Source organism: Rhodovulum sp. 12E13 (genome assembly GCF_003340565.1).
Classification (GTDB): Bacteria; Pseudomonadota; Alphaproteobacteria; order Rhodobacterales; family Rhodobacteraceae; genus HLUCCA09.
Window position 1 is genome coordinate 155521 of record NZ_QPLK01000002.1, and the last position, 23404, is coordinate 178924.

Annotated in this window: 23 protein-coding genes; 9 read left to right on the top strand and 14 right to left on the bottom strand. The window is 70.9% G+C overall.

Features of this window, described 5'->3' with window-relative positions; genetic code table 11:
- Nucleotides 1–2: 2 nt before the first annotated feature.
- Together flgH and DLJ49_RS02480 are read left to right on the top strand one after the other, a co-directional pair.
- On the top strand, nt 3–767 hold the full coding sequence (gene flgH, locus DLJ49_RS02475) for a flagellar basal body L-ring protein FlgH (RefSeq protein WP_115391939.1): 765 nt from the start codon (nt 3–5) through the stop codon (nt 765–767).
- 8 nt (nt 768–775) lie between these two features.
- The gene (locus DLJ49_RS02480) at nt 776–1330 is read left to right on the top strand and encodes a flagellar basal body-associated protein FliL (protein WP_115391940.1); all 555 of its coding nucleotides are present in this window, start codon (nt 776–778) and stop codon (nt 1328–1330) included.
- On the opposite strand, the gene DLJ49_RS02485 is transcribed toward DLJ49_RS02480, so the two are convergent.
- The 10 genes from DLJ49_RS02485 to fliL form a co-directional block, all read right to left on the bottom strand.
- Complete coding sequence (locus DLJ49_RS02485) at nt 1327–1695, bottom strand: hypothetical protein (RefSeq protein WP_115391941.1); 369 nt, start codon at nt 1693–1695, stop codon at nt 1327–1329. The two genes, DLJ49_RS02480 and DLJ49_RS02485, sit on opposite strands and share 4 nt — an antisense overlap.
- Nucleotides 1692–2780: an EscU/YscU/HrcU family type III secretion system export apparatus switch protein gene (locus tag DLJ49_RS02490; protein WP_115391942.1), complete on the bottom strand. Its 1089-nt coding sequence runs from the start codon at nt 2778–2780 to the stop codon at nt 1692–1694. Before DLJ49_RS02490 ends, DLJ49_RS02485 begins: the two co-directional genes overlap by 4 nt.
- A gap of 12 nt (nt 2781–2792) precedes the next feature.
- Nucleotides 2793–3563 (bottom strand): flagellar biosynthetic protein FliR, encoded by a 771-nt coding sequence (locus DLJ49_RS02495; protein WP_369932403.1) that lies wholly within the window; start codon nt 3561–3563, stop codon nt 2793–2795.
- The gene (gene flhA, locus DLJ49_RS02500; RefSeq protein WP_115391943.1) at nt 3560–5647 is read right to left on the bottom strand and encodes a flagellar biosynthesis protein FlhA; all 2088 of its coding nucleotides are present in this window, start codon (nt 5645–5647) and stop codon (nt 3560–3562) included. Before flhA ends, DLJ49_RS02495 begins: the two co-directional genes overlap by 4 nt.
- Complete coding sequence (locus DLJ49_RS02505; protein WP_115391944.1) at nt 5644–6495, bottom strand: transglycosylase SLT domain-containing protein; 852 nt, start codon at nt 6493–6495, stop codon at nt 5644–5646. Before DLJ49_RS02505 ends, flhA begins: the two co-directional genes overlap by 4 nt.
- 115 nt (nt 6496–6610) lie before the next feature.
- Nucleotides 6611–9145, bottom strand: a complete 2535-nt coding sequence (locus DLJ49_RS02510; protein ID WP_115391945.1) for a hypothetical protein — start codon at nt 9143–9145, stop codon at nt 6611–6613.
- Nucleotides 9142–10014: a flagellar motor stator protein MotA gene (gene motA / locus DLJ49_RS02515; RefSeq protein WP_115391946.1), complete on the bottom strand. Its 873-nt coding sequence runs from the start codon at nt 10012–10014 to the stop codon at nt 9142–9144. Before motA ends, DLJ49_RS02510 begins: the two co-directional genes overlap by 4 nt.
- A 234-nt stretch (nt 10015–10248) precedes the next feature.
- On the bottom strand, nt 10249–10905 hold the full coding sequence (locus tag DLJ49_RS02520) for a MotE family protein (protein WP_233488629.1): 657 nt from the start codon (nt 10903–10905) through the stop codon (nt 10249–10251).
- 658 nt (nt 10906–11563) lie between these two features.
- Nucleotides 11564–11935: a DUF6468 domain-containing protein gene (locus tag DLJ49_RS02525; protein WP_199533276.1), complete on the bottom strand. Its 372-nt coding sequence runs from the start codon at nt 11933–11935 to the stop codon at nt 11564–11566.
- Nucleotides 11936–11947: 12 nt separating this feature from the next.
- Nucleotides 11948–12454, bottom strand: coding sequence for a flagellar basal body-associated FliL family protein (fliL, locus tag DLJ49_RS02530; RefSeq protein WP_115391948.1), 507 nt, complete (start codon nt 12452–12454; stop codon nt 11948–11950).
- A 119-nt stretch (nt 12455–12573) separates the two neighbouring features.
- Between fliL and fliF the strand changes: the two genes are divergently transcribed.
- From fliF to fliP, 4 genes are all read left to right on the top strand, one after another.
- Nucleotides 12574–14175, top strand: a complete 1602-nt coding sequence (gene fliF / locus DLJ49_RS02535) for a flagellar basal-body MS-ring/collar protein FliF (RefSeq protein WP_115391949.1) — start codon at nt 12574–12576, stop codon at nt 14173–14175.
- Nucleotides 14175–14852 (top strand): FliH/SctL family protein, encoded by a 678-nt coding sequence (locus tag DLJ49_RS02540; protein ID WP_115391950.1) that lies wholly within the window; start codon nt 14175–14177, stop codon nt 14850–14852. The genes fliF and DLJ49_RS02540 overlap by 1 nt, the downstream gene beginning before the upstream one ends.
- On the top strand, nt 14845–15120 hold the full coding sequence (locus tag DLJ49_RS02545; protein WP_115391951.1) for a FliM/FliN family flagellar motor switch protein: 276 nt from the start codon (nt 14845–14847) through the stop codon (nt 15118–15120). The genes DLJ49_RS02540 and DLJ49_RS02545 overlap by 8 nt, the downstream gene beginning before the upstream one ends.
- A 208-nt stretch (nt 15121–15328) precedes the next feature.
- Nucleotides 15329–16045 (top strand): flagellar type III secretion system pore protein FliP, encoded by a 717-nt coding sequence (gene fliP, locus DLJ49_RS02550; RefSeq protein WP_233488671.1) that lies wholly within the window; start codon nt 15329–15331, stop codon nt 16043–16045.
- Nucleotides 16046–16085: 40 nt separating this feature from the next.
- On the opposite strand, the gene DLJ49_RS02555 is transcribed toward fliP, so the two are convergent.
- The 4 genes from DLJ49_RS02555 to serB form a co-directional block, all read right to left on the bottom strand.
- On the bottom strand, nt 16086–16832 hold the full coding sequence (locus tag DLJ49_RS02555; RefSeq protein ID WP_115391953.1) for a DsbA family protein: 747 nt from the start codon (nt 16830–16832) through the stop codon (nt 16086–16088).
- Between the two features lies 1 nt (nt 16833).
- On the bottom strand, nt 16834–18036 hold the full coding sequence (gene rlmN, locus DLJ49_RS02560; RefSeq protein WP_115391954.1) for a dual-specificity RNA methyltransferase RlmN: 1203 nt from the start codon (nt 18034–18036) through the stop codon (nt 16834–16836).
- A 91-nt stretch (nt 18037–18127) separates the two neighbouring features.
- The gene (locus DLJ49_RS02565; protein WP_115391955.1) at nt 18128–18682 is read right to left on the bottom strand and encodes an invasion associated locus B family protein; all 555 of its coding nucleotides are present in this window, start codon (nt 18680–18682) and stop codon (nt 18128–18130) included.
- A 242-nt stretch (nt 18683–18924) separates the two neighbouring features.
- Entirely contained in the window at nt 18925–19797 is an 873-nt protein-coding gene (gene serB, locus DLJ49_RS02570; protein WP_115391956.1) for a phosphoserine phosphatase SerB, read from the bottom strand.
- Between the two features lie 182 nt (nt 19798–19979).
- On the opposite strand from serB, the gene DLJ49_RS02575 reads away from it, so the two are divergent.
- The 3 genes from DLJ49_RS02575 to DLJ49_RS21635 all read left to right on the top strand — a co-directional run bounded on the left by DLJ49_RS02575 (nt 19980) and on the right by DLJ49_RS21635 (nt 23390).
- Entirely contained in the window at nt 19980–21137 is a 1158-nt protein-coding gene (locus DLJ49_RS02575; RefSeq protein ID WP_115391957.1) for a phosphoserine transaminase, read from the top strand.
- An 81-nt stretch (nt 21138–21218) separates the two neighbouring features.
- The gene (serA, locus tag DLJ49_RS02580; RefSeq protein WP_115391958.1) at nt 21219–22826 is read left to right on the top strand and encodes a phosphoglycerate dehydrogenase; all 1608 of its coding nucleotides are present in this window, start codon (nt 21219–21221) and stop codon (nt 22824–22826) included.
- Between the two features lie 387 nt (nt 22827–23213).
- Nucleotides 23214–23390 carry a hypothetical protein gene (locus DLJ49_RS21635; RefSeq protein ID WP_158547380.1) on the top strand — a complete coding sequence of 59 codons (177 nt, stop codon included), beginning with the start codon at nt 23214–23216 and terminating at the stop codon, nt 23388–23390.
- The last annotated feature ends 14 nt before the right edge of the window (nt 23391–23404 follow it).

Sequence of the window (23404 nt, forward strand, 5' to 3'; positions counted from 1 at the left end):
TCATGACCGCCAATCGCCCGCTCGCCGGCCGCCCCCTCACGAGGGCGCTCGCCCTTTGCTGTCTCGGCGGCGTCGCGCTCGCCGGCTGCGACCGGCTCGACCATGTGGGAAAGCCGCCCGCCCTGACACCGATCGAAGGCAACTCGGAGCAACGGGCGATGTCGGTCACGCCGCTGCCCGACCGGCTCGATCCGGCGCTTCCCGCCGACGCGGCCTCGCTCTGGAGCCGCGACCGCAGCTCTTTGCTCGGCGACCGCCGCGCGCGCGCCCGCGGCGACATCCTCACCGTGGTGATCGAGATCGACGAGAGCGCGCAGATAGAGAACTCGACCGAGCGCTCGCGCAACGCCGGCGAGGAGCTGGGTATTCCGCAGCTGTTCGGCCTGCCGCAGCGCGCCAACGAGCGTCTGCCCGAGGGGGTGACCCTCGACGACGCCGTGTCGCTGGACTCCTCCAGCCGCTTCGGCGGCGAGGGCTCTGTCCAGCGGAGCGAGGAACTGACGCTTCGGGTCGCCGCGACCGTGGTCGAGGTGCTGCGCAACGGCGTGCTTCGGGTCGAGGGCCGCCAGGAGGTGCGTGTGAACTTCGAGGTGCGCGAGCTGATCGTCAGCGGCTACGTCCGGCCCGAGGACATCTCGCGCCGTAACGAGATCACCTATGACAAGATCGCCCAGGCGCGCATCTCCTATGGCGGTCGCGGCCAGATCACCGACGTGCAGCAGCCGCGCTACGGGCAGCAGATCGGCGACATCCTCCTGCCGTTCTGAGGCCCGCGATGAAGGCGCTGATCCTCCCCATCGTTCTCGGCCTCGCGGGCGCCGGCGCCGGCATCGGCGCCGGTCTGTGGCTGCAGCCAACGCCGCAGTCGCCGTCCGGTGGCGAGGCCGGCCCCTCCGACCCCGGTCAGGAGAGCCCCGGCGGCGATCCGGTCTCCGGCGGAGATCCCTCGGCAGAGCCGGGGCCAGGCATGTCGCCGATGTCGGGTCGCGACCGCCCGCCGATCGAGCAGATCGACTTCGTCCGCATGACCAACCAGTTCGTCGTCCCCGTCCTTCGCCAGGGCGACGTGGCCGCGCTGGTCGTCGTGTCGGTCGGTGTCGAGGTTCGGGCGGGCCTGCGCGACATGGTCTTCGCGCGGGAGCCCAAGCTGCGCGACGCCTTTCTGCGCGTGATGTTCGATCACGCGAATGCCGGCGGGTTCGACGGGGTCTTCACCTCCGGCCCGCAGATGGCCACCTTGCGCCGCAACCTGTGGGAGGCCGCACGACCCGTGCTCGGGGCCGATCTCTTCGACGTGCTCATCACCGACATCGCCCGGCAGGACACCTAGCGCCGGGTCTCCTTCTCGCGCGCAAGAAGCCGCTCCAGAACGGAATGGCGCGCGATCAGGCGCGCGCTGTCCTGCCGGATCGTCAGGGTCTCGGCGCGGCGCGCGGCCTGCTCCGTCAGCAGCCGGCGGCGCTCGCGCTCGGCCCAGCGCAGCCAGGCCGCCGCCGCCCGTGCCCCGGCCGGGCCGTCGGCAGGCCCGGCGGCGAGCGCCGCAAGACGCCCGCCCTCGAGCCGGCCGAGGCTCTGCCGCGTCTCGACTTCCGCACGCTGGGCGGCGGCAAGCCGCTGCCGGGCGGCCCGGGCCTGCAGGTCGGCCAACCGCTCCAGCCGCTCGAGCTGCGCCTTCCGCCGCGCCGCCCGGCTCACAGCACCGACCGGCGCGCCCGCGCGCGCACCTCCTCGGAGAAACGGATCGCGGCGGCGACCTGGGCGTAGAGCTCGGGGCCGATCTCTTCGCCGATCTCGACGGTCGCGTGCAGGGCGCGCGCCGTCGGCGGATCGTGTCGGATGGGCACGCCCGCCTCCTCGGCCACCTCGCGGATCCGCAGCGCCACCTGATCGGCGCCCTTGGCCACGCAGATCGGCGCGCCCTCCTGTATCCGGCTCCATTTCAGGGCGACGGCATAGTGGGTGGGGTTCACCACCACGACCGAGGCCTGCCCGACATCGGCCAGCATCGCGTTCTGCGCGATCGTCATGCCTTTCTGCCGGCGCCGCTCCTTGAGGTACGGGTCGCCCTCGGATTCCTTGACCTCGTCGCGCAACTCCTTGTGGCTCATGCGGTTTTTCCGGCGATGTTCCACATGCTGCCAAACGAGATCGAGCGCCCCGATCACCAGCATGATCCCGACGACGATGGCGAGGAACTCGACTCCCAGCCGTCCGACCAAGAGGGCCACCTGACGCGGGTCGAGCGTCGCCGAGAGCACCAGGTCGTCGAGCGCGCTCGCGATGTAGACGGCCAGCGCGCCCGAGTAGACCACGAGCTTGACGAAGCTCTTGAGGAACTCCACCAGGCCCGACAGGCCGAACTTGTTCTTGGCGTTCTGCAGGGGCGAGATGCGCGAGATCTTGGGCAGCAGCTTGTCGGGTGTGAAGATGAGCGCCCGCTGCACGATGAGCGCCAGAACGACAAGCGCCGCCGGCGCCGCCCAGATCGGCGCAAGCGCTACCCCGGTCGCCCCGAGCAGCGCCCCCGGCAACGCTGCACCGTGCCCGTCGAACAGCAGCGGCGCGATCCGCTCGGGTCGGGCGATCAGCGCGGTGGCGAGTGCGCCGAGCCGATCGACGATCATGCCGCCCGCCGCCACCAGAGCGAGCAGGATGCCGGCATAGCCGATCGCGGTGGCCAGGTCGGCCGAGCGGGGTATTTCGCCCTTGCGCCGAAGCTCGTCGAGCCGCCGCGGCGTCGGGTCGTGGATCTTGCTTTCCTGGCTCTTCTCTTCGGCCATGTCGGTCGCCTCTCACGGGGTGGCGAAGGGCCGGTCGAGCGTGGCATGCAGCGCCGTCAGCCAGACCTCGAGCATCAGGGGGGCGGTGAGCGCGAGCAGGGCGAGGGCGGCGCCGGTGATCGCGGGGGCGCCGACGAAGGCCACCATGAGCTGCGGCATGGCGCGATTGATCGCCCCGAGCGCGAGATTGTAGACGAAGGCGGCGAGCACGAAGGGTGCGGCGAGGCTGAAGGCCAGCGAAAAGGCGCGCGCCACGTGGCCGATACCCAGTTGCGCGAGTTCGCCCGAGGCGAGCGGGGTGCCGGCGGGAAAGAGCTGGTACGTCAGGATCAGCGCCTCGGCCACGCGCAGATGCAGGTCGGTCATCGCCGCGAGCGCGAGCCCGCTCACCACGAGAAGGTGGCCGATGGCGGGCAGGGGCTCGGCCGCCGCACCGCCGAAGAGCTGGGCGAGCGACGTCGATTGCGCGGCTATGGTTCCGGCGATCTGCAGGGCGTGGATCAGAAGGCGCAGCATCAGCCCGAACGCGAGACCGACCGCCGTCTCGGTGCCGAGCAGGCGGGCGAACTCGCCCCAGGCGGGCGGGGCCATTCCGTCGGCCACGGCAGGCGCGACCAGCAGGGTGAGGGCCAGCGTGGCTGCGAGGCGGACGCGCATCGAGAGCGTCTGCTCGCCGAAGCCGGGCAGCACGGCCATGGCCGCCCCGATCCGCAGGAACACGGCCAGACCGCCGGCCAGCGCCCCCTCCCACATCAGGGTCGCGGCCGCGATCAGCTCGGTCACGCCGGCACCTGGCCGACCATCGCGGGGCGCGCATCGAGGCCGATCTCCTCGAACGACAGCACCGGCGCCGACAGGCCCTTGGCGGCGACGAGCGTTGTCAGGAACCGCCGCCGTCGCATGGAGGTCACGAGGGCGGGGAAGGTGCCGCTGTCGGCGGCGCTCGACAGTCGCTCGGCGATGCCGTTGACGAGGCGGGTAAATTCGTCGGGCGGCAGCGCCACGTCGCCGCCGCCTGCGCCATCGACCTGGTAGCGCTGGAACCGCTCTTCCCATTCGGGGGCCAGCTGTATGAGCGGCACGGTGCCGTCGTCGCGCCGCAGCTCGGCCACGAGCTGGAAGCCGAGCCGCTGGCGGACATGCTCGCAGATCGCCTCGGGCGTGCCGTAGCTGCCGCGGGCCTCCGAGATCGCCTCGAGAATGAGCGGCAGGTTTCGGATCGACACCCGCTCCTCGAGCAGCAGGCGCAGAACCGACAGCAGCAGATCGACCGGCACCTTGTCGGGCACCAGTTCGTCGATCATCTTGCGGTTCGCCTCGGCGCGGGCGGGGTCGGAGACCTCGGTCAGAGAGGCGAGCAGGCGGCGCAGGGCCTTGAGCGTCATCAGGCGGGGGAAGTTGCGCTTGATGATCTCGAGAAGGTGGGTGGCCAGCACCTCGGCCGGGGTGACCACGGTCGCGCCGTCGAGCGCGGTGCGTTCCCGATCGTCGGCGCCGATCCAGCGCGCGGGCGCGCCGTAGACGGGCTCCGACACGTCTTCGCCCGGCGGCAGGGCGCCCGCATCCTCGGGCTTGAGTGCGAGGAAGCCCTCGGGCCGCAGCCGGTCGCGCGCCTGCACCACGCCCTGGATACGGATCGCGTAGGTGCCTGGGGGCAGGGTCGCGTTGTCGGTCAGGCGTATCTCGGGCAGGATCAGGCCGTAGGTCTGGGCGACGTGGTTGCGCATGTTCGAGATGCGCGCGTCGAGCCCGGTTGCCGGATCGAGCACCATCGACACGAGATCGGGCGCGAACTCGACGTGGATCTCGTCGAGATCGAGCATGTCGCCGATCGACGGCTCCGCGCGGGCGGGCGGCTCCACGACTTGCTCGGTGGCGGCCTCGGCCTCTTCCCGGCGCCGGCGGGCCTGGGCGCGCAGGCCGATCGCGATCAGCGCGAGCGCACCCAGCATGAACGGCAGGAAGGGCAGGCCGGGCACCAGCGCGAAGAGACCCATCAGCACGCCCACGGCGAAGAGCGCTGCGGGGTGGCGTCCGAGCTGGGTGGCGAGCGCGAGGTCGGTCGCGCCGGTTGCGCCGCCGCGGGCGAGCAGCAGAGCCGAGGCGATCGAGATGATCACGGCGGGGATCTGCGTGACGAGGCCGTCTCCAACCGTGAGGATCGCGTAGGTCTGGAAGGCCTGGCCGATCGGCATGTCGTGCATCGCCAGCCCGACGGTCAGCCCGACGACGAGGTTGAGCAGGGTGATGAGCAGCCCCGCGATGGCGTCGCCCTTGACGAATTTCGAGGCGCCATCCAGCGAGCCGAAGAAGTTCGTCTCGGCCTGCTCGCGCTCGCGCCGTTCCTTCGCCTCGGCATGATCGATGGCGCCGGCCGACATGTCGCTGTCGATGGCGAGCTGCTTGCCCGGCATCCCGTCGAGGGCGAAGCGCGCGCCCACCTCGGCCATCCGCGCGGCGCCCTTCGTGATCACGATGAAGTTCACGATCAGCAGGACGCAGAAGATCACGAGGCCCAGCACCGTCGAGCCGCCCATCACGAAATTGGCGAAGCCCTCGATCACGCCGCCTGCTGCGTCGGTGCCGGTGTGCCCCTCGCCGATGATCAGCTTGGTCGACGAGACGTTGAGCGACAGGCGCAGCATCAGCGAGGCCAGCAGCACCGTCGGAAAGGCGGAGAAATCCAGCGGGCGCTCGATGAACAGCGTGACGGTGAACATCAGGATCGCCAGCGAGAACGACAGGGCGAGACCGATATCGAGCACCCAGGCGGGCACCGGCAGGATCATCATGACGATGATCGCCATGAGCGCGATGGCCAGCAGGACGGGCGGGCGGAAAAGCGCCCCGAAGTCCAGCCCGCTCATCGTGTCGCCCCGAGCGCCGCCGTTGGCGTGGCCGAGGGGCCGCCGAGGGGCACGAGGCTGCCAAGCCGTGGTGGCTGCGTCGCGGCGAGCGGGCGCGCAGTGGCCGTGCCGACGGAAGGCGTGGCGAGAGGCAGGAGCGCTGCGAGCCCTTTACCGTCGGAGTCGCGGGCGCGCTCGGGGATCGTCTCGACGATCGCGGCGAGACGGGCCACGTAGGCGCGGCCGTGCTCCGGCGTCCGCGAGTGGTAGGCGGCGGCGGCTCGCGTCCAGTCGCCGAACTCGTCGTGGAGAGCGGCGAGGAAGCGGGCGGCATAACGGGCGTTGCGCGCCGGGTCGATCATCTGATCGAGCCCGGCGAAGGCGCGCGCGTGCCAGCCGACATTGAGCTGGAAGCAGCCGATATCAACCTGCGCGGCGCCGGCGGCGAGCCGCGCGCCGGCATAGTCCAGCGCCTCCTGCCGGCTGTCGAACCAGTGGCCCTCACCCTCCACATTCACGGCCCAGGGCCAGGCGCGCACGGTTCCCAGGCGCTCGCGCCCGGTCTCGGCGCGGGCGATGGCGCGCATGAGACGCTCCGGCACGGCGTGCTCGGCAGCCGCGACGGCGGCCCAGTCCTCGCACAGGGTGGCGGCGTCGGCTTCTGCCGTGATCGGGCGGACGGCCTCCGCGACGCTGGCGTGGGCTAACAGGCCCAGCAGGCTCGCCGCGATAGCGGCCCGACGCGCAGGGCCGGTCGCCCTGCGCCGGCCGGTCGCGCAGATGCGGCCGTCGACACGCGAGGTGGGTCGAGCGCCGGGCTCGTGGGCTGCACCCCGCGTGTTGGCGGGGCGGGCTGGAGGAGTAGCCATGGATCGCACCGTTCTGGTGTCTGCCTGTCCCGGTTAGGGCATTTGCCTTAACCAACGGTTTTCGAGCGATGCACGCGGCGGTCCTTGCATCGGCTCGTTCACGCGCCTGGACGTCTCAGGGATCGGTCTGGCTCGCATCCAGCAGTCGCTCCAGAGACTGCCGCAGGGACGTGGTGTCATCCACGAGAGAGCGGGCGGCCGATAGCGAGGGTGGCCCCGAATCGGGTAATGCGCGAGCCTCGGGCGGGTCGGCCGCGGCGGATACTCCCACCGTGCCGTCGTCGAGGGGCTGGCGCGGGTCCGCCCCCGCATCGGCCGCCATGGTGCTCGCTGCGGGGGCCGTGCCGCCCGGTGCGGTCGCGGACGTGACTGCAGGGATTACGGCCTGCGCCGCGGAGTCCGCGGTGTCGGTCTCGGGCCGAGCACGTGGCGGAAGGATCGCCGCGGCGAGGTCGCGCTGGTCCTGATTGCCGTAGCGTTCGATCGAATCGGCGTCGCCCGACAGCCAGGCCTCGCGGGCGGCACGCTCGGGCTCTCCCGCTGCCGCGAAGGCGGCCGCGGCGAGCGCGTGGCTGCCCAGTTGCGCGAGGGCGGCGCCGCGCAGACGAGCCGCTTCCGGCGTGTTCTGCCCGGCGACGAGGGCGAGCGCCCGCGCGGCGTCTCCGGTGGCGAGCGTGGCCCGCGCCCGCGCGCGTTCCGCGGCGGAGCCCGGCGTGATTTCGATCGTCTCCAGCGCCGCGAGCCCGAGCGCAGGGAATCCCAGCTTTGTGAGGCGATCGGCGACATCGGCGGCCTGCGCCGAAGTGAGCTTTTGCATCAATCCGGGCGCGGATGGATGCAGGGCGAGAGCCAGCAGGTCGGAATCGGGCATGGCCGCGATCGTGGCCGCGGTCGCGCCGCGCAGGGCGGCGCGCCAGCCGGGATCCTCCGGCCGGCCTGGGCGGAGGAGGATCTCCGCCGCGGTGTCGAGATCGCCGTCGGCCAGAAGGCGCAGACCCACCAGCCCCTCGAGGCGGTCGCCCCGCTCGGTTCCGGCATGTTCCCGGGTGAGCGCCTCCGCGACGGCGAGGTCGTCCGGGGCTGGCAGGCGGTTTCGCTCGAGCCGGCTGCGCGCGTCGTCCAGCAGTGCATCGACCCGCGCCTGCGACTGGCCCGGCACGATCCGAGGTGTGCCAACGGTGTCGGACGCCCCGTCCTCGTCGGGGTCGTCGGGCCCGGGGTCCGGAGGGCGCCCATCGGGTGCATTCAGGACCGCGAGGTTGCCGTCGATGGCAGCGGCGGCAGCGGGCAGGCCGCGCAGGCGGAGAAGCGTGGCCAGATCGGGCCCGGTCTGCAGCCGCAGATGGGCGGGCAAGGCGAAGAACGCCCGCTGCAGCGCGCCGGAATCGGTCGGGGGTGCGCCCGGCTCGGGCGTATGACCAAGGAATGCCCAGAGCGCCGCCGCAGACGGGCAGCGCTGCATCCCCGACCAGACAAGGGGCGCCTCGTCTCGACCGAAGTCCAGGATGCGTGCGAGGCTGCCATAGGTCTGTGTCAGCGGTGCCGGAAGGGGGCTGTCTTCGGCCAGCGCAGCCGCTTCGGCGCCGAAGCCGAGAGCGAGCCAGGCTTCAGTCAGGCGGCGTGCCCCTTCCGGGTCGAGCGCACCGGCTTCGTCCACGATGCCGGCGCGCAATTCGGGAAGTCTGCCGAGAAGCTCGTCGGATGTGCCGTGCCCGTGGAAGAAGGCGAAGCGATCAGCCGGTGGGCAGGGATCGAGCCCCGCGGCCGCCCCGTCGTCGGGGCGTGCGGGGGCGAGCGAGGTGCGCAGCGCGATGTTCCTCTCCGGGTCCGGTGGGGGCGCGTCCGTGCCCCAGGCAGCCTTGGCGTCATCATGGACCGGGGGCGCCGCGTTCTCCGGCGCTCTCGTGTCCGGCGGCGCTCGGGGCTCGGCCGCGGGGGCGGGCCCGGTCGCTCTGGTCGCCGGCGGCTGATCGTCGGCGAGCTCCACGAGTCCGGCTTCTGCGGCGCGGCGCATGTCCTCGCGCAGCGATGCTTCGAGGTTGGCTCCGGCGATCGCGCGGTCGAGGGCCTCGGCGGCCAGGTCGGAGGGCCGCTGCGGAAGGGGCGCGGAGCGGATCCCCGTTTGCGGCACGGCCGGTGGTACCGGAGGCGGGACGGCCTGTGCCGGCGTCGCCGTCGATCGGATGGTCAGATCCGCTGGTAGCGCCGAAGAGGCGGGCGCAGAAGCCGAGGGTGTCGCGCCCGGCTGTCGCGCATCGACGGCGTCGGGGTCCGGGCCATGCTTGACATCGAGGGCGACGACGCTCGGCCCCGCGTCGAAGGCGTCGAGGTGGCAATCGCAAGCGCTGGCAATGAACAGGCTTCCATCCGCCTCGTCCTGTCGGACGGCTTCGATGCGGTCACGCGGTATCAGGTCGAACACACGCCCAAGGTCGATCTGTCCGACTGGTGGCTCGAAGGTCACGCGCCAGCCACCCTCGACCCGCTCGGCGTCCCACTCCGTCTGCGCGGGTAGAATCACCGCAAGGCGCGAGAAATCCTCGTGTTCGCCCGAAAGGATGCGCGCCTGACCCCAGGCGCACGCCGGCCACAGGAGAACCGCCATGACCGCGGCGATGCTTCGCAGACTCGCGGTATCCGGAGCGGTCATGCAGCCTCCTGGTTCTTCACGGCGCGCAAGGCATCTTCGAGGTCAGAGAAAGCGGGGCGGATGTGGCTCGGCGTATTCTGGCGGCCGACCTCGATGCAGATGTTGGTTGCGTGATTGTGCAGGTTGGCGACCAGAACCTCGCGGATCAGTTCGTAGAAATGCGCGTCTTCCTCCGTCACCGTTCGGATGCGGTTGGCGAACGGGCCGACCAGCCCGTAGGAGAGGAACACACCGAGAAACGTCCCCACGAGCGCGCCGCCGATAAGCTTGCCGAGTACCTCTGGTGGCTGGTCGATGGAGCCCATCGTCTTGATCACGCCGAGCACGGCGGCCACGATCCCCAACGCGGGCAGGCCGTCGGCCATGGTCTGAAATGCGTGCGCGGAATGCAGCGCGTGATGCCGATTCGCTTCCATCCGCTTTTCGAGCACCTCCTCGACCTGGTGCGGGTCGTCGAAGTTCATCGAGGCGGAGCGCAGCGTGTCGCAGATCAGCTCCGTCGCCTCGCGATCTGCCAGGACCTTGGGATATCGCTGGAAAATCGCGGAGTCCTTCGGGGCCTCGGTGTGCTCTTCGAGGGCGACCGCATTCTGCCGGGCGAGGCGGATCAACTCGAAGAGCAGGCAGAGCAACTCCCGGTAGTCCTCCGGTTTCCACTTGGGACCCTTGAAGACCTTGCCGAGATCCTTCACCGCGTGCTTCACGGAGGCGAAGTCGTTGGAAATGAGGAATGCGCCGATCGCGGCGCCGCCGATCATGGTGAACTCGTAGGGCAGGGCCTTGAGGATGATGCCCATCTTTCCGCCGGCGAGCAGGTAGCCGCCGAACACCATGACGAACACCACGACGATGCCGACGATTCCCAACATGCCCGTCCGCTCCCCTGCCCATTCGTGACTTGGCGATGCGGCGACTTTGGCGCCGGCCGGTTAACATTCCATCTTCGGTCGGATGAAACCGGGCCTGCTCGTCCGGTCGATCACGGCTGAATCGATCACCCGGTGCAACGAGAGCTGCCGGCGGGCCGCCCGGCGGGCTTCGCGCTGTGAAGAGTGCCGTTGCGGCGCCATCGTGACGGCGTCGATCGCCGCGGGGCTGCCTGCCTATTCGGTCGGGACCCGCATGTTGCGGCCTGCGAGCACCAGGCTGATCGTGTAGGCCGTCTCGGGGGTGAGGCCGGCCAGGACGGCTGCCGCTGCGTCGGGCCGCATCTGGCCGAGAAAGCCCGCCGCGAAGTTCGGGTCCATCGTCTCGAAAAGGGCGGCCGCTTCCTTCGGCTTCATCGTTTCGTACATTCGCGTCAGGCGCGCGAGGTCGTCCGCCGCGGCGCCGTCGGCGAGCGCGATGGTCTCGCGCAGCCGGCGTTCCGCCTCTTCCATCGCGTCGAGGTTGGCTGCGATGCGCTCTTCGGCGATTGCCACGGCCCGCTCGCGATCGGCCAGCGCCGCTGCGCGGCGATCGAGGTCTCTCTCGCGCTCGGCCAGGGCGGCGAGCAGTGCGTCGGGCGAAGGTCGCACCTCCTGCGAGGTTGCTCCCGGGTCGGATGTCTCTCCGTCGGTGTCCGAGGCTGCGAAGGCGCGCAGACTGTCGCCGATATTGCTGCCGTTGCCCTCTGCGAGGCGGAGCCCGCCCGAAACGAGGAACAGGGCGGCGAGGAGACCGAGCGTGCCCCGGCCGGCCGCCCTTCGCCGGCGGGCCCGCGCCGGTCGCATCTGCGCCGTTCGGCTCCGACCGTCCTGCTGCCGCGATGCGTCGCTCATCCCGTCTTACCCCTTTTGATTACGCTCTCGGTGACGGCACGCCGCCACGGCGCCGGCAAGGCGGTCCTGGCCATCGTGCCGGCTGTCATCGATGGCTCCGGAGGCGTGCCCCTGGCACGGCCGCCTCCGATCGAGCGCCGATTGCGCGAGGCCCGCGATGGCATTTCGAGGCGATTCCGGCGAGACGAGGCAGGCAGTCGGGCATCAAACGGCAGGGCAAGTGCCGAGAGCATGTAAGGGAACGCCGGCGCTGCCCGCGCGTCATCTTGCGCCCGCCGAGATCCCGTGCGGCGGTCAGTCTCGCCCGCGCGCCCGTCAAGGCAACATGCCGCGCCTGCATGGGACAGATGGCCTCGTCGAGCGTGCGCCGCAGACCGGCCAGGCGCAGCATACCGTCGTGCCGGGCGAACCATCGAGGGTGACGCCGTTCCTGCGACGAGGGCAATGCGCTCAAGCGTCTCTGCTAGCGGAACGCCGTCTCTGCCGTCGCAGTCGCAGACCCGCTCTCCCGGGGCTTGCGTGACCGCAAGCGACGCAACGGGACGCACCGCACCGAGGCGGTCAACGCGCTCCCACGGGGCCGCGTCGCCGCGATCCCGACCATGCTCTGGCGCCGCGAAGCCTTCGATCGCGGTCGCACGGCCGCTTGCCCTGCCCATCACGCGGCTTCGCCGACAGCGCCCTCGGCACCGCCGCGTCGGCGACGTCTGACCTGTCGCTCCCGGCCATCCGGCGCGCTGCGGCCATGCGGAACGTCGTGGCTGGACGCCATCGCCAGCTCGAGCCGTCGCGCGGTCTCTTCCGCGCGCTCGGTGGTGTCTTCGAGGTTGGCGGAGGCTTCGGCCGCGGTGGCCTTCGCCTGTTCGAGCGCCCGCTTGAGGTCGTCGACCTGCACCGAGAGCATCGCCACCGCGCCGCCCATGCCGTTCTCGAGGTCGTTGAAGCGCGTGAGACGCCGCGACAGGACGAGGCAGTAGAACCCCGCCCCGATCGCGCCGGCGGCGAGAAGGATATCGGCGATAAGCATCATCTTGTCGGCCTCCTAGTTGAGCACGAATTCGGTGACGAGCAGGTCGCGCACCGCTCCTTCCGCGGTGACGAGCTGGATCCGGCGCAGCATCTGCGCGCGCAGGCGCACCAGAGCCGCCGGCGACTCGATCTCGGAGACCGGGACGGCTCTCAGGTAACTGTTCAGCACGTCGAGGATGCGCGGCATCTGGCCCGAGACCGAGGCAGCGGCTGCAGGCGCGACCTCGAGCTGCGCACGGAAGCGCAGATGCCGGCTCTCTGCGGACTGTCCGAGCATCACCACCATCGGCTCGATCGGCACGAAGACCGGCATCTCCTTGCCCGTGTCCTGCGCGACGGCCTCCGCTGTCGAGGGCGCGTCGCGCGTGGTCTCGTGCCCGGGGCCGAACGGCAGGAGGCCCGACCACGCTGCATAGAAGCCGCCCGCCCCCAGCGCGAGCGCGAGGACGATCCCGAGCAGCAGCGGCAACCTGGACTTGCGCGGCGGTTCTGCCGCGTCGGCGGTGTCGGTGGCGGACATCGACGCGAATCCCCTGTCGTGACGCCCGTCCTTCATAGGTCGTCGGGGCTAACCGAATCTTAAGCGAAACCGGCGAGGGATCGGGGCATCCCAGAAGGGTGCACACGAGGGAGTGGCCGATGCAGAATGTTGCCGGGGTATGGTCTGGTCTCGACTTGCGTCAACGGGTGACGGTGGCGGTCGCCACGGTGGCCATGTTCGCCGCGGTGCTGTTCCTGTCGCGGCTCGCGATGTCACCCAGCATGGCGTTGCTCTATGCCGGGCTCGAAGGGCCGGCTGCGTCGGAGGTGATCACCGCGCTCGAGCAGCGCGGCGTGCCCTACGAGGTGCGGGGCGCCGCGATCTATGCCCCCGAGGCCGAGCGCGACGCGCTGCGCATGGCCCTCGCCGGCGATGGCCTGCCGCAGAATGGCTCGGCGGGGTACGAGCTGCTCGACGGGCTGTCGGGCTTCGGCACCACGTCGCAGATGTTCGACGCCGCCTACTGGCGCGCCAAGGAAGGCGAACTGGCGCGCACGATCACGGCAAGCCCGCAGGTCCGGTCGGCGCGAGTGCACATCGCCAATCCCGCATCGCAGCCGTTCCGGCGCGACTCGGCGCCGTCAGCCTCGGTCTTCGTGACCCCCGCCGGCGCGAGCCTGTCGCAAGAGCAGGCGCAGGCGCTGAAGTTTCTCGTGGCTTCCGCGGTCTCGCGGCTCCAGCCGCAGAACGTCTCGGTGATCGACGCCGCCTCGGGGACGGTGATCGACGGGCAGGCCGAGGCCTCGATCGGCGAGATGGAGGCAGAGCGCGCCGCCGAGCTTCAGCGCTCGGTCGAGCGACTTCTGGAGGCGCGCGTCGGGCCGGGCCGGGCGGTCGTCGAGGTGCGGATCGAGCCGCAGACCGACCGCGAATCGATCGTTGAGCGGCGGATCGACCCGGAGGGCCGGGTGGCCATCGCCACCGAGACCGAGGAACGCAGTTCGCAGAGCCAGGGACCCGCGGACGGCGCGGTCACGGTCGCCTCCGACCTTCCCGACGGCGATGCCAACGCCGAGGGCGGGCAGCGCAGCAGCCAGGACACCGAACTGCGCGAGCGCACCAATTTCGAGGTGTCCGAGACGAGCCGCGAAATCCTGAGGGAGCCGGGCGGCATCCGTCGGCTCACCGTGGCCGTTCTGGTCGACGGCACGCGCGAGACGGGGCCCGACGGCGCCGAGATCTGGCAGCCGCGCAGCGCGGAAGAGCTGTCTGACATGCGCGAACTGGTAGCCTCGGCCGTCGGATTCGACGAGGCGCGCGGGGACGCGATCACCATCAAGTCGCTGCCCTTCGAGACCTTGCCCGGGGCCGACGAGGCGACCGCGCCGGCAGAGGCCTTTCCGCTCGACATCATGCAGCTTGCGCAACTCGCCACACTCGCCGTGGTCGCGCTCGCGCTGGGGCTCTTCGTCGTGCGTCCGATCCTGACGGGCGCACGCAGCACGCCCGACGCGCTGCCGTCCCCGGATGGCGAGGCGGGCGCCCCGCCCGCGCTGACGGGCGAGATTGCCGACGATTTCGGCGGCCCGGCCATGAACACGGTCGCGGATTTCGACTTCGATCTCGGGGACGGCGGCGCCTTGTCGGGCCTCGAGGGCGACGACGCCGTCGCCCGTCTCAAGACGCTGATCGACGAAAGACAGGAGGAGACGATGGAGATCCTGCAGAGCTGGATGGATGACGGAAAGGAACGGGCCTGATGGGCAAACCCCTGACGCTGGAGGATTTCGACCGCAGCGTGCCGGCGCGGCAACAGCCCGAAGGCGACAACCCGGGCCCCACCGCCGCGGAGCTCGAACAGGAACGGCTGCAGGCCTTCGAGAAGGGCTACGGCGCCGGCTGGGAAGATTCGGCGCGCGCGCACCGCGAGGAGCAGGACCGGATCTCGGCCGAGTTCGGGCGCGCACTGCAGGAGATGTCGTTCACGTTCCACGAGGCGCAGGCGGCGCTGATGCAGGAGGTCGAGGGCGTGCTCGCCGGGCTGGTTGAGGCCGTGCTGCCCGAGGCCCGCGTGCCGGCACTGGCCGCGCTGGTCCGGGACCGGGCGCGCGAGCTCGCCGGGCAATCGGGCGCGACGGTGGAGATCGTCGTGGCGCCCGACAACGTCGCCCGTATCGAGGCGCTGGCGGAGGGCCGGCCGGCACCACCGCTGCGCGTGGTCGGCGAGCCCTCGCTCGGCGCCGGGCAGGCCTTCCTGCGCTTCGGTGACGGCGAAGAGAAGGTCGATCTCGACGCGGCGCTCGCCGATCTGCGCGCCGCTGTCGCCCGCTTCGCGGCGGAGGGGAGCGCCGGCGCGACCGCAGCGGGCCGGGACGACGCTCCGGAGGGGGACGACGAGACAGGCCGGGGCGAGTCGATGGAGATGCGATATGCCTGAGGATGGACCGAGCCACGCCAGCCCCTTCACCCAGGTCCCCGTCGAGGTCACGGTCTGCGTCGGCCGTGCGCGCCCCCGAGTGCGCGATCTGCTGCGCCTCGGCCCCGGCGGCGTTCTGCCCCTCGACCGCAGCGTTGACGACCCCGTGGAACTCTTCGTGGGCGACCGGCTCATCGCCCGCGGCGAGCTCGTCGAGGACGACGACGGCCCCCCCGGCCAGCTCGCCGTGCGCCTCACCGAGATCGTCGCCATCGAGGATCGGGTCTGACCGGATGCGCGAGGCCGCCCATCCGGAGCCGCCCTGCCGTGGCCGGGCGTCCCTGCCGGACGGGGGCCGCGCTCGCGTGAGGTCTTCCCCGATCGTGCCAACCTCCCCCGTGCCGGGTCTCCGCGGGAGAGCGGGCAGCCCCCCCGTGGTGCGCCCGGGCTCCGCCGGGCGCGCGGCGCCCGGCCGCAGCGGCACGGCCAGCGCCCTCGTGGTCTGCGCGGCGGCGTTCCTGTGCGCAGCGGCCCCTGCCGGGGCTCAGGAACTGTCGATCTCGCTCGGCGAGGATGCCTCGCTCACCGCGACCACACTCCAGCTCATCGCCGCGATCACCCTGCTCAGCCTCGTTCCGGGCCTTGCGGTGATGGTCACCTGCTTTCCGTTCATCGTGACGGTGCTGTCGATCCTGCGGATGGCGATCGGCCTGCAGCAATCGCCGCCCAACATGCTGATCGTCACGCTGGCCCTGTTCCTCACCTACTTCGTGATGGACCCGGTGCTGACCGACGCCTGGCAGGCGGGCATCCGCCCCCTGCTCGACGAGGAGGTCGACCTCGCCACCGGCTTCACGCAGACGATGGAGCCGTTCCGCCTGTTCATGGCCAGCCGCGTCGATCCGCAGACCTTCGCCACCCTGCAGGATCTGCGCCCCGACAGCGCCACGCCCGGGGGGCTGACGCAGGATGCGGCGTTGTCGGTGCTGGTGCCCTCGTTCCTGCTCAGCGAGATCGAGCGCGCCTTCGAGATCGGCTTTCTCATCTTCATGCCGTTCCTGATCATCGACCTCGTCGTGGCGGCGGTACTCATGTCGATGGGCATGATGATGGTGCCGCCGGCGCTCGTCTCGCTGCCCTTCAAGCTCGCCTTCTTCGTGGTGGCCGACGGCTGGAGCCTCATCTCGGAGGCGCTGGTGCGCAGCTACCTCTAGCGGACGCGTCGGCCATGGCGGGGCGGCTGCCGCCGGGCCGTCAGCCGCGGCAGGGGCCGGCGCCCGCCTCCGCGAGGCGGCGCAGCGTTGCTGCGTCGACCAGCCCTTCCGTCGCTGTCCCTCCCACCACGGCCGAGGGGGTGCCGCGAAAGCCGAACAGGGCGGCGAGGCGGGCAGTCTCGGCGAGGCGGGCCGCGACTGCCGGCCCCTGCATGTCGGCCACGAGGCGCCCTGCGTCGAGCCCGATCGCCTCGGCCGCTTCGTGTGCGCCCGCTTCGGAGGGGCGCAGGAAGCGGCGGGTGAGGTGGGCGTGCATCTCGTCGTGGCGCCCCTGCAGCCCCGCTGCCAGCGCCACCTTCGCCGAGAAGACCGATGCCGCCCCCAGGATCGGCCATTCGTGCCACGTGATCGACAGGGCCGGCCCGCCCAACCCGCGCAGCCGGCTCGCGAGCGCGGGGCAGGTGGGGCAGCGGTAATCCGAGAACACCGCGACGGGCACCCCGGGGTCGCCGGCGCGGAACAGTGCGGCGCAGAGCGCCTCCCGCGCCATCGGCTCGGGGGGGGTGCCCGCGTCCAGTCCGAGGGTCAGGAGGTCGGCGCCCGACGCGGATGCGCCCCTGTCGAGGCGAAGGAACCCCGGCGCGGTGGGGATCGGCCGTGTGGGGGGCGGGCCGGCCCGGTCGCGCCAGGCGCCCCAGCCCGCCAGGGCCGCGAGCCCGAGCGCAGCTGCGCCGAGCAGGGCGTGGCGGCGGCTCTCGCGCCGGGTCGACGGCGCCCCGGTGCTCACCTCAGGCGGGCGGCTGACCGGCGGCCGCGGGCTGCCCCTCAAGCACGCGCCGGCGCGCGGCGCGCTCGGAGGCCGACTTCAGCTGGCCGCAGGCGGCCATGATGTCTTCGCCGCGCGGGGTGCGGATCGGCGCGGCGTAGCCCGCCTTGTAGACGATGTCGGCGAAGCGCTCGATCCCCTCCCAGTCGGAGCGTTCGTAGGGCGCGCCGGGCCACTCGTTGAAGGGGATGAGATTGATCTTGGCGGGGATGCCCTCGATCAGCTTCACCAGACGCCGCGCATCGGCATCGGTATCGTTCACACCCTTGAGCATGACGTATTCGAACGTGATCCGCTCCGAATTGGACAGCCGCGGATAGGCGCGCAGGCTCTCGAGCAGCTCGGCGATCGGCCACTTGCGGTTGATCGGCACGAGCCGGTCGCGCACCTCGTCGGTCGTGGCGTGGAACGACACCGCCATCAGGCAGCCGATCTCCTCGGCGCAGCGGGCGATCTCGGGCACGACGCCGGAGGTCGACAGCGTGATCCGGCGCCGCGAGAGCGAGATGCCCTCGCCGTCCATCACGATCTGCATCGCGTCGCGCACGTTGTCGAAATTGTACAGGGGCTCGCCCATCCCCATCAGGACGATGTTCGACAGAAGGCGCGTCTCGTCCTTCGGCGCGCGGTCCGGCTCGGGCCATTCGCCGAGATCGTCGCGCGCCAGCATCACCTGCCCCACGATCTCGCCCGCCGTCAGGTTGCGCACCAGCCGCTGGGTGCCGGTGTGGCAGAACGAGCAGGTCAGGGTGCAGCCCACCTGGCTGGAGATGCACAGCGTGCCGCGATCCGCCTCGGGGATGTAGACCGTCTCGACCTCGTGCCCCCCGGCGATGCGGACGAGATACTTGCGCGTGCCGTCGGCGCTCACCTGCCTGGAGACGATCTCGGGCACCTCGATGGCGAAGTGTTCGGCAAGGTGCGCGCGATAGTCCTTGGCGAGGTTGGTCATCGCGCCGAAGTCGCGCACGCCCTTCTGGTAGATCCACTGCCAGATCTGCCCGACGCGCATCTTTGCCTGCCTCTCGGGCGTGCCGGCCGCGATCAGCGCCGCGCGCAGCTGCGCGCGCGTCAGGCCGACGAGGTTGCCCCGCCCGTCGGCCGCCTCGGGCAGCTTGCGGGGCAGCGTCAGCACGTCCTGCGTGATGGGCGCGGTTGCGGTCATGGCTCGGCTCTCCGGCGGTCAGGGCTCGACCGACTCCATATAGCGCGCGTCGACCCCGGCGAAACCCGGGCGCGGCCGACGCCAGGCGAGGTCACTCGGCGCAGCGGCTCTCGGCGTCCTCCATCGCGGCGGTGAAGCCCATGAGCGAGAACGTGTCGATGGTCGTCGTCCCGCGCGACGAGACGGCCGTCACCGTCGCCTCCGCGCCGGCCTTCATCGCCTCGACGATGGCGGCGTCCGATTCGGCGTCGGCCGGCCAGGCCCACTCGCCGTCGGTGAACATCTGGTATTCCTGCCCGCCGATCTCGACCGTCGCGGTCGAGCCGCCGGCGAAGGGGTAGCCGCCGGTGAACGATACTTCACCGGCCGCGCCCGAGCCGGGGCGGAACGTGACGAAAAGGAGGATGTCGCCGCGGAGCACGTCGTCGGTCACGTCGGAGCCGTTGCGCTGCGCCTGCCACGATTTCGGGGCCGAGACGCCCCAGCACTCGCGCGGGCTGTCCTCGACGAAGACCGACCAGTCGGTCTTGGCCGCCACGCGGTTGGTCGATTCCTCCTGCGCCTGCGCGCCGTTCGTTCCCGCGAGAATCGCGCCCGCGAGCGCCAGTGCAAAGGCCACGTGTCCACCCTTCGCCCGTGCCGTCATCTGTCCGCTGCCTCCGTCCATTGCCTGATCGCCTGCCCCGCGTTCGGGATGCCCGGTCCGTGTCTCCCGCGGCCCCATCGGCCCGGCCAGTGCCGGACGACCATCGACCGCGCCGCGGCATGGCGGAAAGTCGGGGGCGACCGCAAGCTCCCGTCGGGACACTAGCGCAAATTTTACAGGGCGCGAAAGCCGTTCCGGCGAAAACTCGCCGCCCGCGCGGGACGGCGGAGCGCCACCGGGCCTCAGGCGAACGCGCCGGCGGAATAGCCCTGCAGGTAGAGTGCCGCGGTCAGGTCGCCGTGATTGATCCGCAGGTCGCATTGCGCGGCGACGGCCGGCTTGGCGTGCATGGCCACGCCCATCCCTGCGCGCCCCAGCATCCCGAGGTCGTTGGCGCCGTCGCCCAGCGCGATGACGTCGGCCGCATCGATGCCGAGCCGCGCCGCGCCGGCCTCGAGCGCGGCGACCTTCGCCGCGCGCCCCAGGATCGGCTCGGCCACGCCCCCGGTAAGGCGCCCGTCCGCCTCGAGCAGCACGTTCGCCTGATGGTCGTCGAAGCCGAGGCGCGCGGCGACGGGCCCCGAGAAGGACGTGAAACCGCCCGAGACGAGCAGCGTGTGCGCCCCGTGCGCCCGCATCGTGGCGACGAGCGTTCGCCCGCCCGGCGCCTCGGTGATCCGCTCCTCCAGCACCCGCGCGATGACGGCGGTCTCGAGCCCTTCGAGCAGGGCCACCCGTTCGCGCAGCGCGCCCTCGAAGTCGATCTCGCCGTTCATCGCCCGCGCCGTCACCTCCTTCACGCGGTCGCCGACGCCGGCCGTCTCGGCCAGCTCGTCGATGCATTCCTGCCCGATCATGGTGCTGTCCATGTCGGCGATCAGCAGCCGCTTTCGCCGGTCCGCCTCGGGCACGACGCACAGATCGACGTCCAGCGCCTGCATGTCGGTCCAGGCCTGTCCGAGAGTGTCCGGGATCTGCGGAATGGTGAATTCGACCGCCAGGTCGGGTGCGAGCCAGGTCGCCGCGCCCCCGCCCCAGGCATCGCGCAGGGCGCGCACGGCTGCGGGGTCGAGCGTGGGCCGGGCGGGGTTCGTGATCAGGACGACGACGGGCATGCGGTCTCCGGTTTGCGGCGGCGGGTAAAGCACGGCACGGCCCGACGGGCCAGCCCCGGCGAACCTGCGACAAAGCTCATCATCTTCCTGCGGATTTCCCAATTGCGCTCATGTCTGCGCAGGCGTAGGGCCAAAGGCGGGACACCTCTCCCCAACGAGGGGCGCATATCTGGAAGGATACCATGACAGAGCCCGTCAAACCGGCCGCGCGGCCGGACAATCCGCGTTTTTCCTCCGGCCCCTGTGCCAAGCCCCCCACCTTCTCGCTCGACAAGCTGGCCGACGCGCCGCTCGGACGCTCGCATCGCGCAAGCGCCGGCAAGGCGAAGCTCAAGGCCGCGATCGAGGGCACCCGCGAGGTGCTGGGCATCCCCGCCGACTACCGCATCGGCATCGTGCCGGCCTCCGACACCGGCGCCTTCGAGATGGCCATGTGGACGATGCTGGGCGAGCGCCCGGTCGAGATGGTGGCGTGGGAGAGCTTCGGCGCCGGCTGGGTGACGGACGCGGTCAAGCAGCTCAAGCTCGACGCGCAGGTGCACGAGGCCGACTACGGCGAGATCGTCGACATGGCCGCCCTGAACTACGACCACGACGTCTGTTTCACCTGGAACGGCACGACCTCGGGCGTGCGCATGCCGTCGGGCGACGCGATCCCCGCCGACCGGGGCGGCCTGACGCTGTGCGACGCGACCTCGGCCGCCTTCGCGATGGAGCTGCCGTGGGACAAGCTCGACGTCGCCACCTTCTCCTGGCAGAAGGTGCTGGGCGGCGAGGCGGCGCATGGCGTGCTGATCCTCTCGCCGAGGGCGGTCGAGCGGCTCGAGAGCTACACCCCGCCCTGGCCGCTGCCCAAGATCTTCCGCCTCACCAAGGGTGGCAAGCTGAACGAGAGCATCTTCGAGGGGGCGACGATCAACACGCCGTCGATGCTGTGCGTCGAGGATTACCTTTTCGCGCTCGACTGGGCGCGCTCGCTCGGCGGCCTGCCGGCGCTGATCGCCCGGGCCGACGCGAACGCCGCCGTGCTGGACCGCTTCGTGCATTCGCACGACTGGATCGACTACCTGGCGAACGACCCTGCCACGCGCTCGACCACGTCGGTCTGCCTCAGGTTCACCGACCCGGCCATCGCCGACCGCGAAGCCTTCGCCAAGGCCGTGACGAGGCGGCTCGAGGCCGAGGCCGTCGCCTGGGACGTGGGCGCCTACCGCGACGCGCCGCCGGGGCTGCGCATCTGGTGCGGCTCGACCGTCGAGGCTGCCGATCTGGAGGCGCTGATGCCCTGGATCGCATGGGCCTACGAGACCGAGCGCGCCGCGCTCTCGGTCGACGCCTGACATCGCGGACGGGCTCCAGAATTTTGGACAAAATTCTGGAGCCCGGCGGCACCGTAGTCATTCCATTCCAGAGGCTCATCCATGGCTCTCGATTCCAATCTTCCCCGCGTGCTCGTCTCCGACAAGCTGTCCGAGACGGCCGTCCAGATCTTCCGCGACCGCGGCATCGACGTGACGTTCGATCCGTCCATCGGCAAGGACAAGGAGCGCCTGCTCGCCGAGCTGCCCGACTACGACGGGCTCGCCATTCGCTCCGCCACCAAGGTGACCGAGAAACTGCTCGAGGCCGCGCCGCGGCTCAAGGTGATCGGGCGGGCGGGCATCGGCGTCGACAACGTCGATATCCCGGCCGCCTCGAAGCGCGGCGTGATCGTGATGAACACGCCGTTCGGCAACTCGATCACCACCGCCGAGCACGCCGTCGCCATGATGATGGCGATTGCACGGCAGATCCCGCAGGCCAATGCCTCGACCCATGCCGGGCTCTGGGAAAAGTCTCGCTTCATGGGCACCGAGCTCACGGGCAAGACCCTGGGCGTGATCGGTGCCGGCAATATCGGCGGGATCGTCTGCGACCGCGCCCACGGCCTGCGCATGAAGGTGCTGGCCTACGACCCCTACCTCTCGGAGGAGCGCGCCGCGAAGATGGGCGTGACCAAGGCGGAGCTGGACGAGCTGTTGCACCGCGCCGACTTCGTCACCCTGCACGTGCCGCTCACCGACAAGACGCGCAACATCCTGTCGGCCGACGCGATCCTGAAGATGAAGCCGGGCGTGCGGATCGTCAACTGCGCCCGGGGCGGCCTCGTCGACGAGGCGGCGCTGGCGGAGGCGCTGAGGAACGGGCATGTCGCCGGCGCGGCCTTCGACGTCTTCGCCGAGGAACCGGCGACCGAGAATCCGCTCTTTGGCCTGGACAACGTGGTGGTCACCCCGCATCTCGGCGCCGCCACCTCCGAGGCGCAGGAGAACGTGGCCCTTCAGGTGGCCGAGCAGATGTCGGACTACCTTCTGACGGGCGCGGTGCAGAACGCGCTGAACATGCCCTCTGTCACCGCCGAGGAGGCCGCGGTGATGAAGCCGTGGCTCAAGCTGGCCGAGCATCTGGGCGCCTTCATCGGGCAGATGACCGACGAGCCGATCGAGGCCATCAACATGCTCTACGACGGCGCCGTGGCCGAGATGAACCTCGAGGCGATGGGCTGCGCGGCTATCGCGGGCGTCATGCAGGCCACCAACCCCGACGTGAACATGGTTTCCGCGCCGGTGATCGCGGCCGACCGGGGCGTTCGCGTCAGCCGCACGACCCAGCCGCAGACGGGCGTCTTCGAGGCCTACGTCAAGATGACCGTGGTGACGAAGACGCGCGAGCGGTCGATCGCCGGCACCGTCTTCTCCGACGGCAAGCCGCGCTTCATTCAGATCAAGGGCATCAACATCGACGCCGAGATCGGGCGCCACATGCTCTACACCACCAACGAGGACGTTCCGGGCATCATCGGCACCCTGGGGCGCACGCTGGGCGAGAACGGCGTGAACATCGCCAACTTCACCCTCGGCCGGTCGGAGAAGGGGCGCGACGCCATCGCGCTTCTCTACGTTGACGACGTGGTGCCAGAGCCGGTGCTGACGCAGTTGCGCGACACCGGTCTGTTCGGCCAGGTGCGGCCGCTCCAGTTCGACATGTGACCCACGCGTCCCTGCGCGCCCTGCCGAGGGCGCGCAGGGCGCGCACGAGCGTCACACCGAAGAAGAGGCCCGCGACGGCAAAGACCTCGGCCAGAGCGGCGGCGTTGGGCACGCCATGGACCGCCACCGCCACGCCGAGCAGCACGAGGCCGCCCACGCTGATCGCGACACGCAGGCGAAGTTCGGAGCGGTCGGGCGCGCGGGACATGGGCAGAGCGATACCGTTCGTGCGCCGCCCGTCAATCGGGCACTCGCGCTGGGGTTGATTCCTTTTTCGGCCTCGCGGCGAAATCGGGCCGCACAGGGCGTCTTGCCCGGCCATTCTTCATACCCTCTCAATCATCTGGCGGTTCCCTCGTTGTCCACGATGGCCACGAGGAGGCGGTCATGACCATCACCCCCCCAGGCGGCCCGGGCGACGGCCGCCTTCCGACGGCAGAGCGCGGCCCCCTGGCCGAAAGCCCGCTGCTGCGCGCGCTCGTCGCGCGGTTTCTCGACCCCGAGGCGGCGCGCGCCCATGTCGCCCCGCCCGCACCGCTGAACCGTCCCGCACCGCTGCGCTGATCCGCACGGGACGT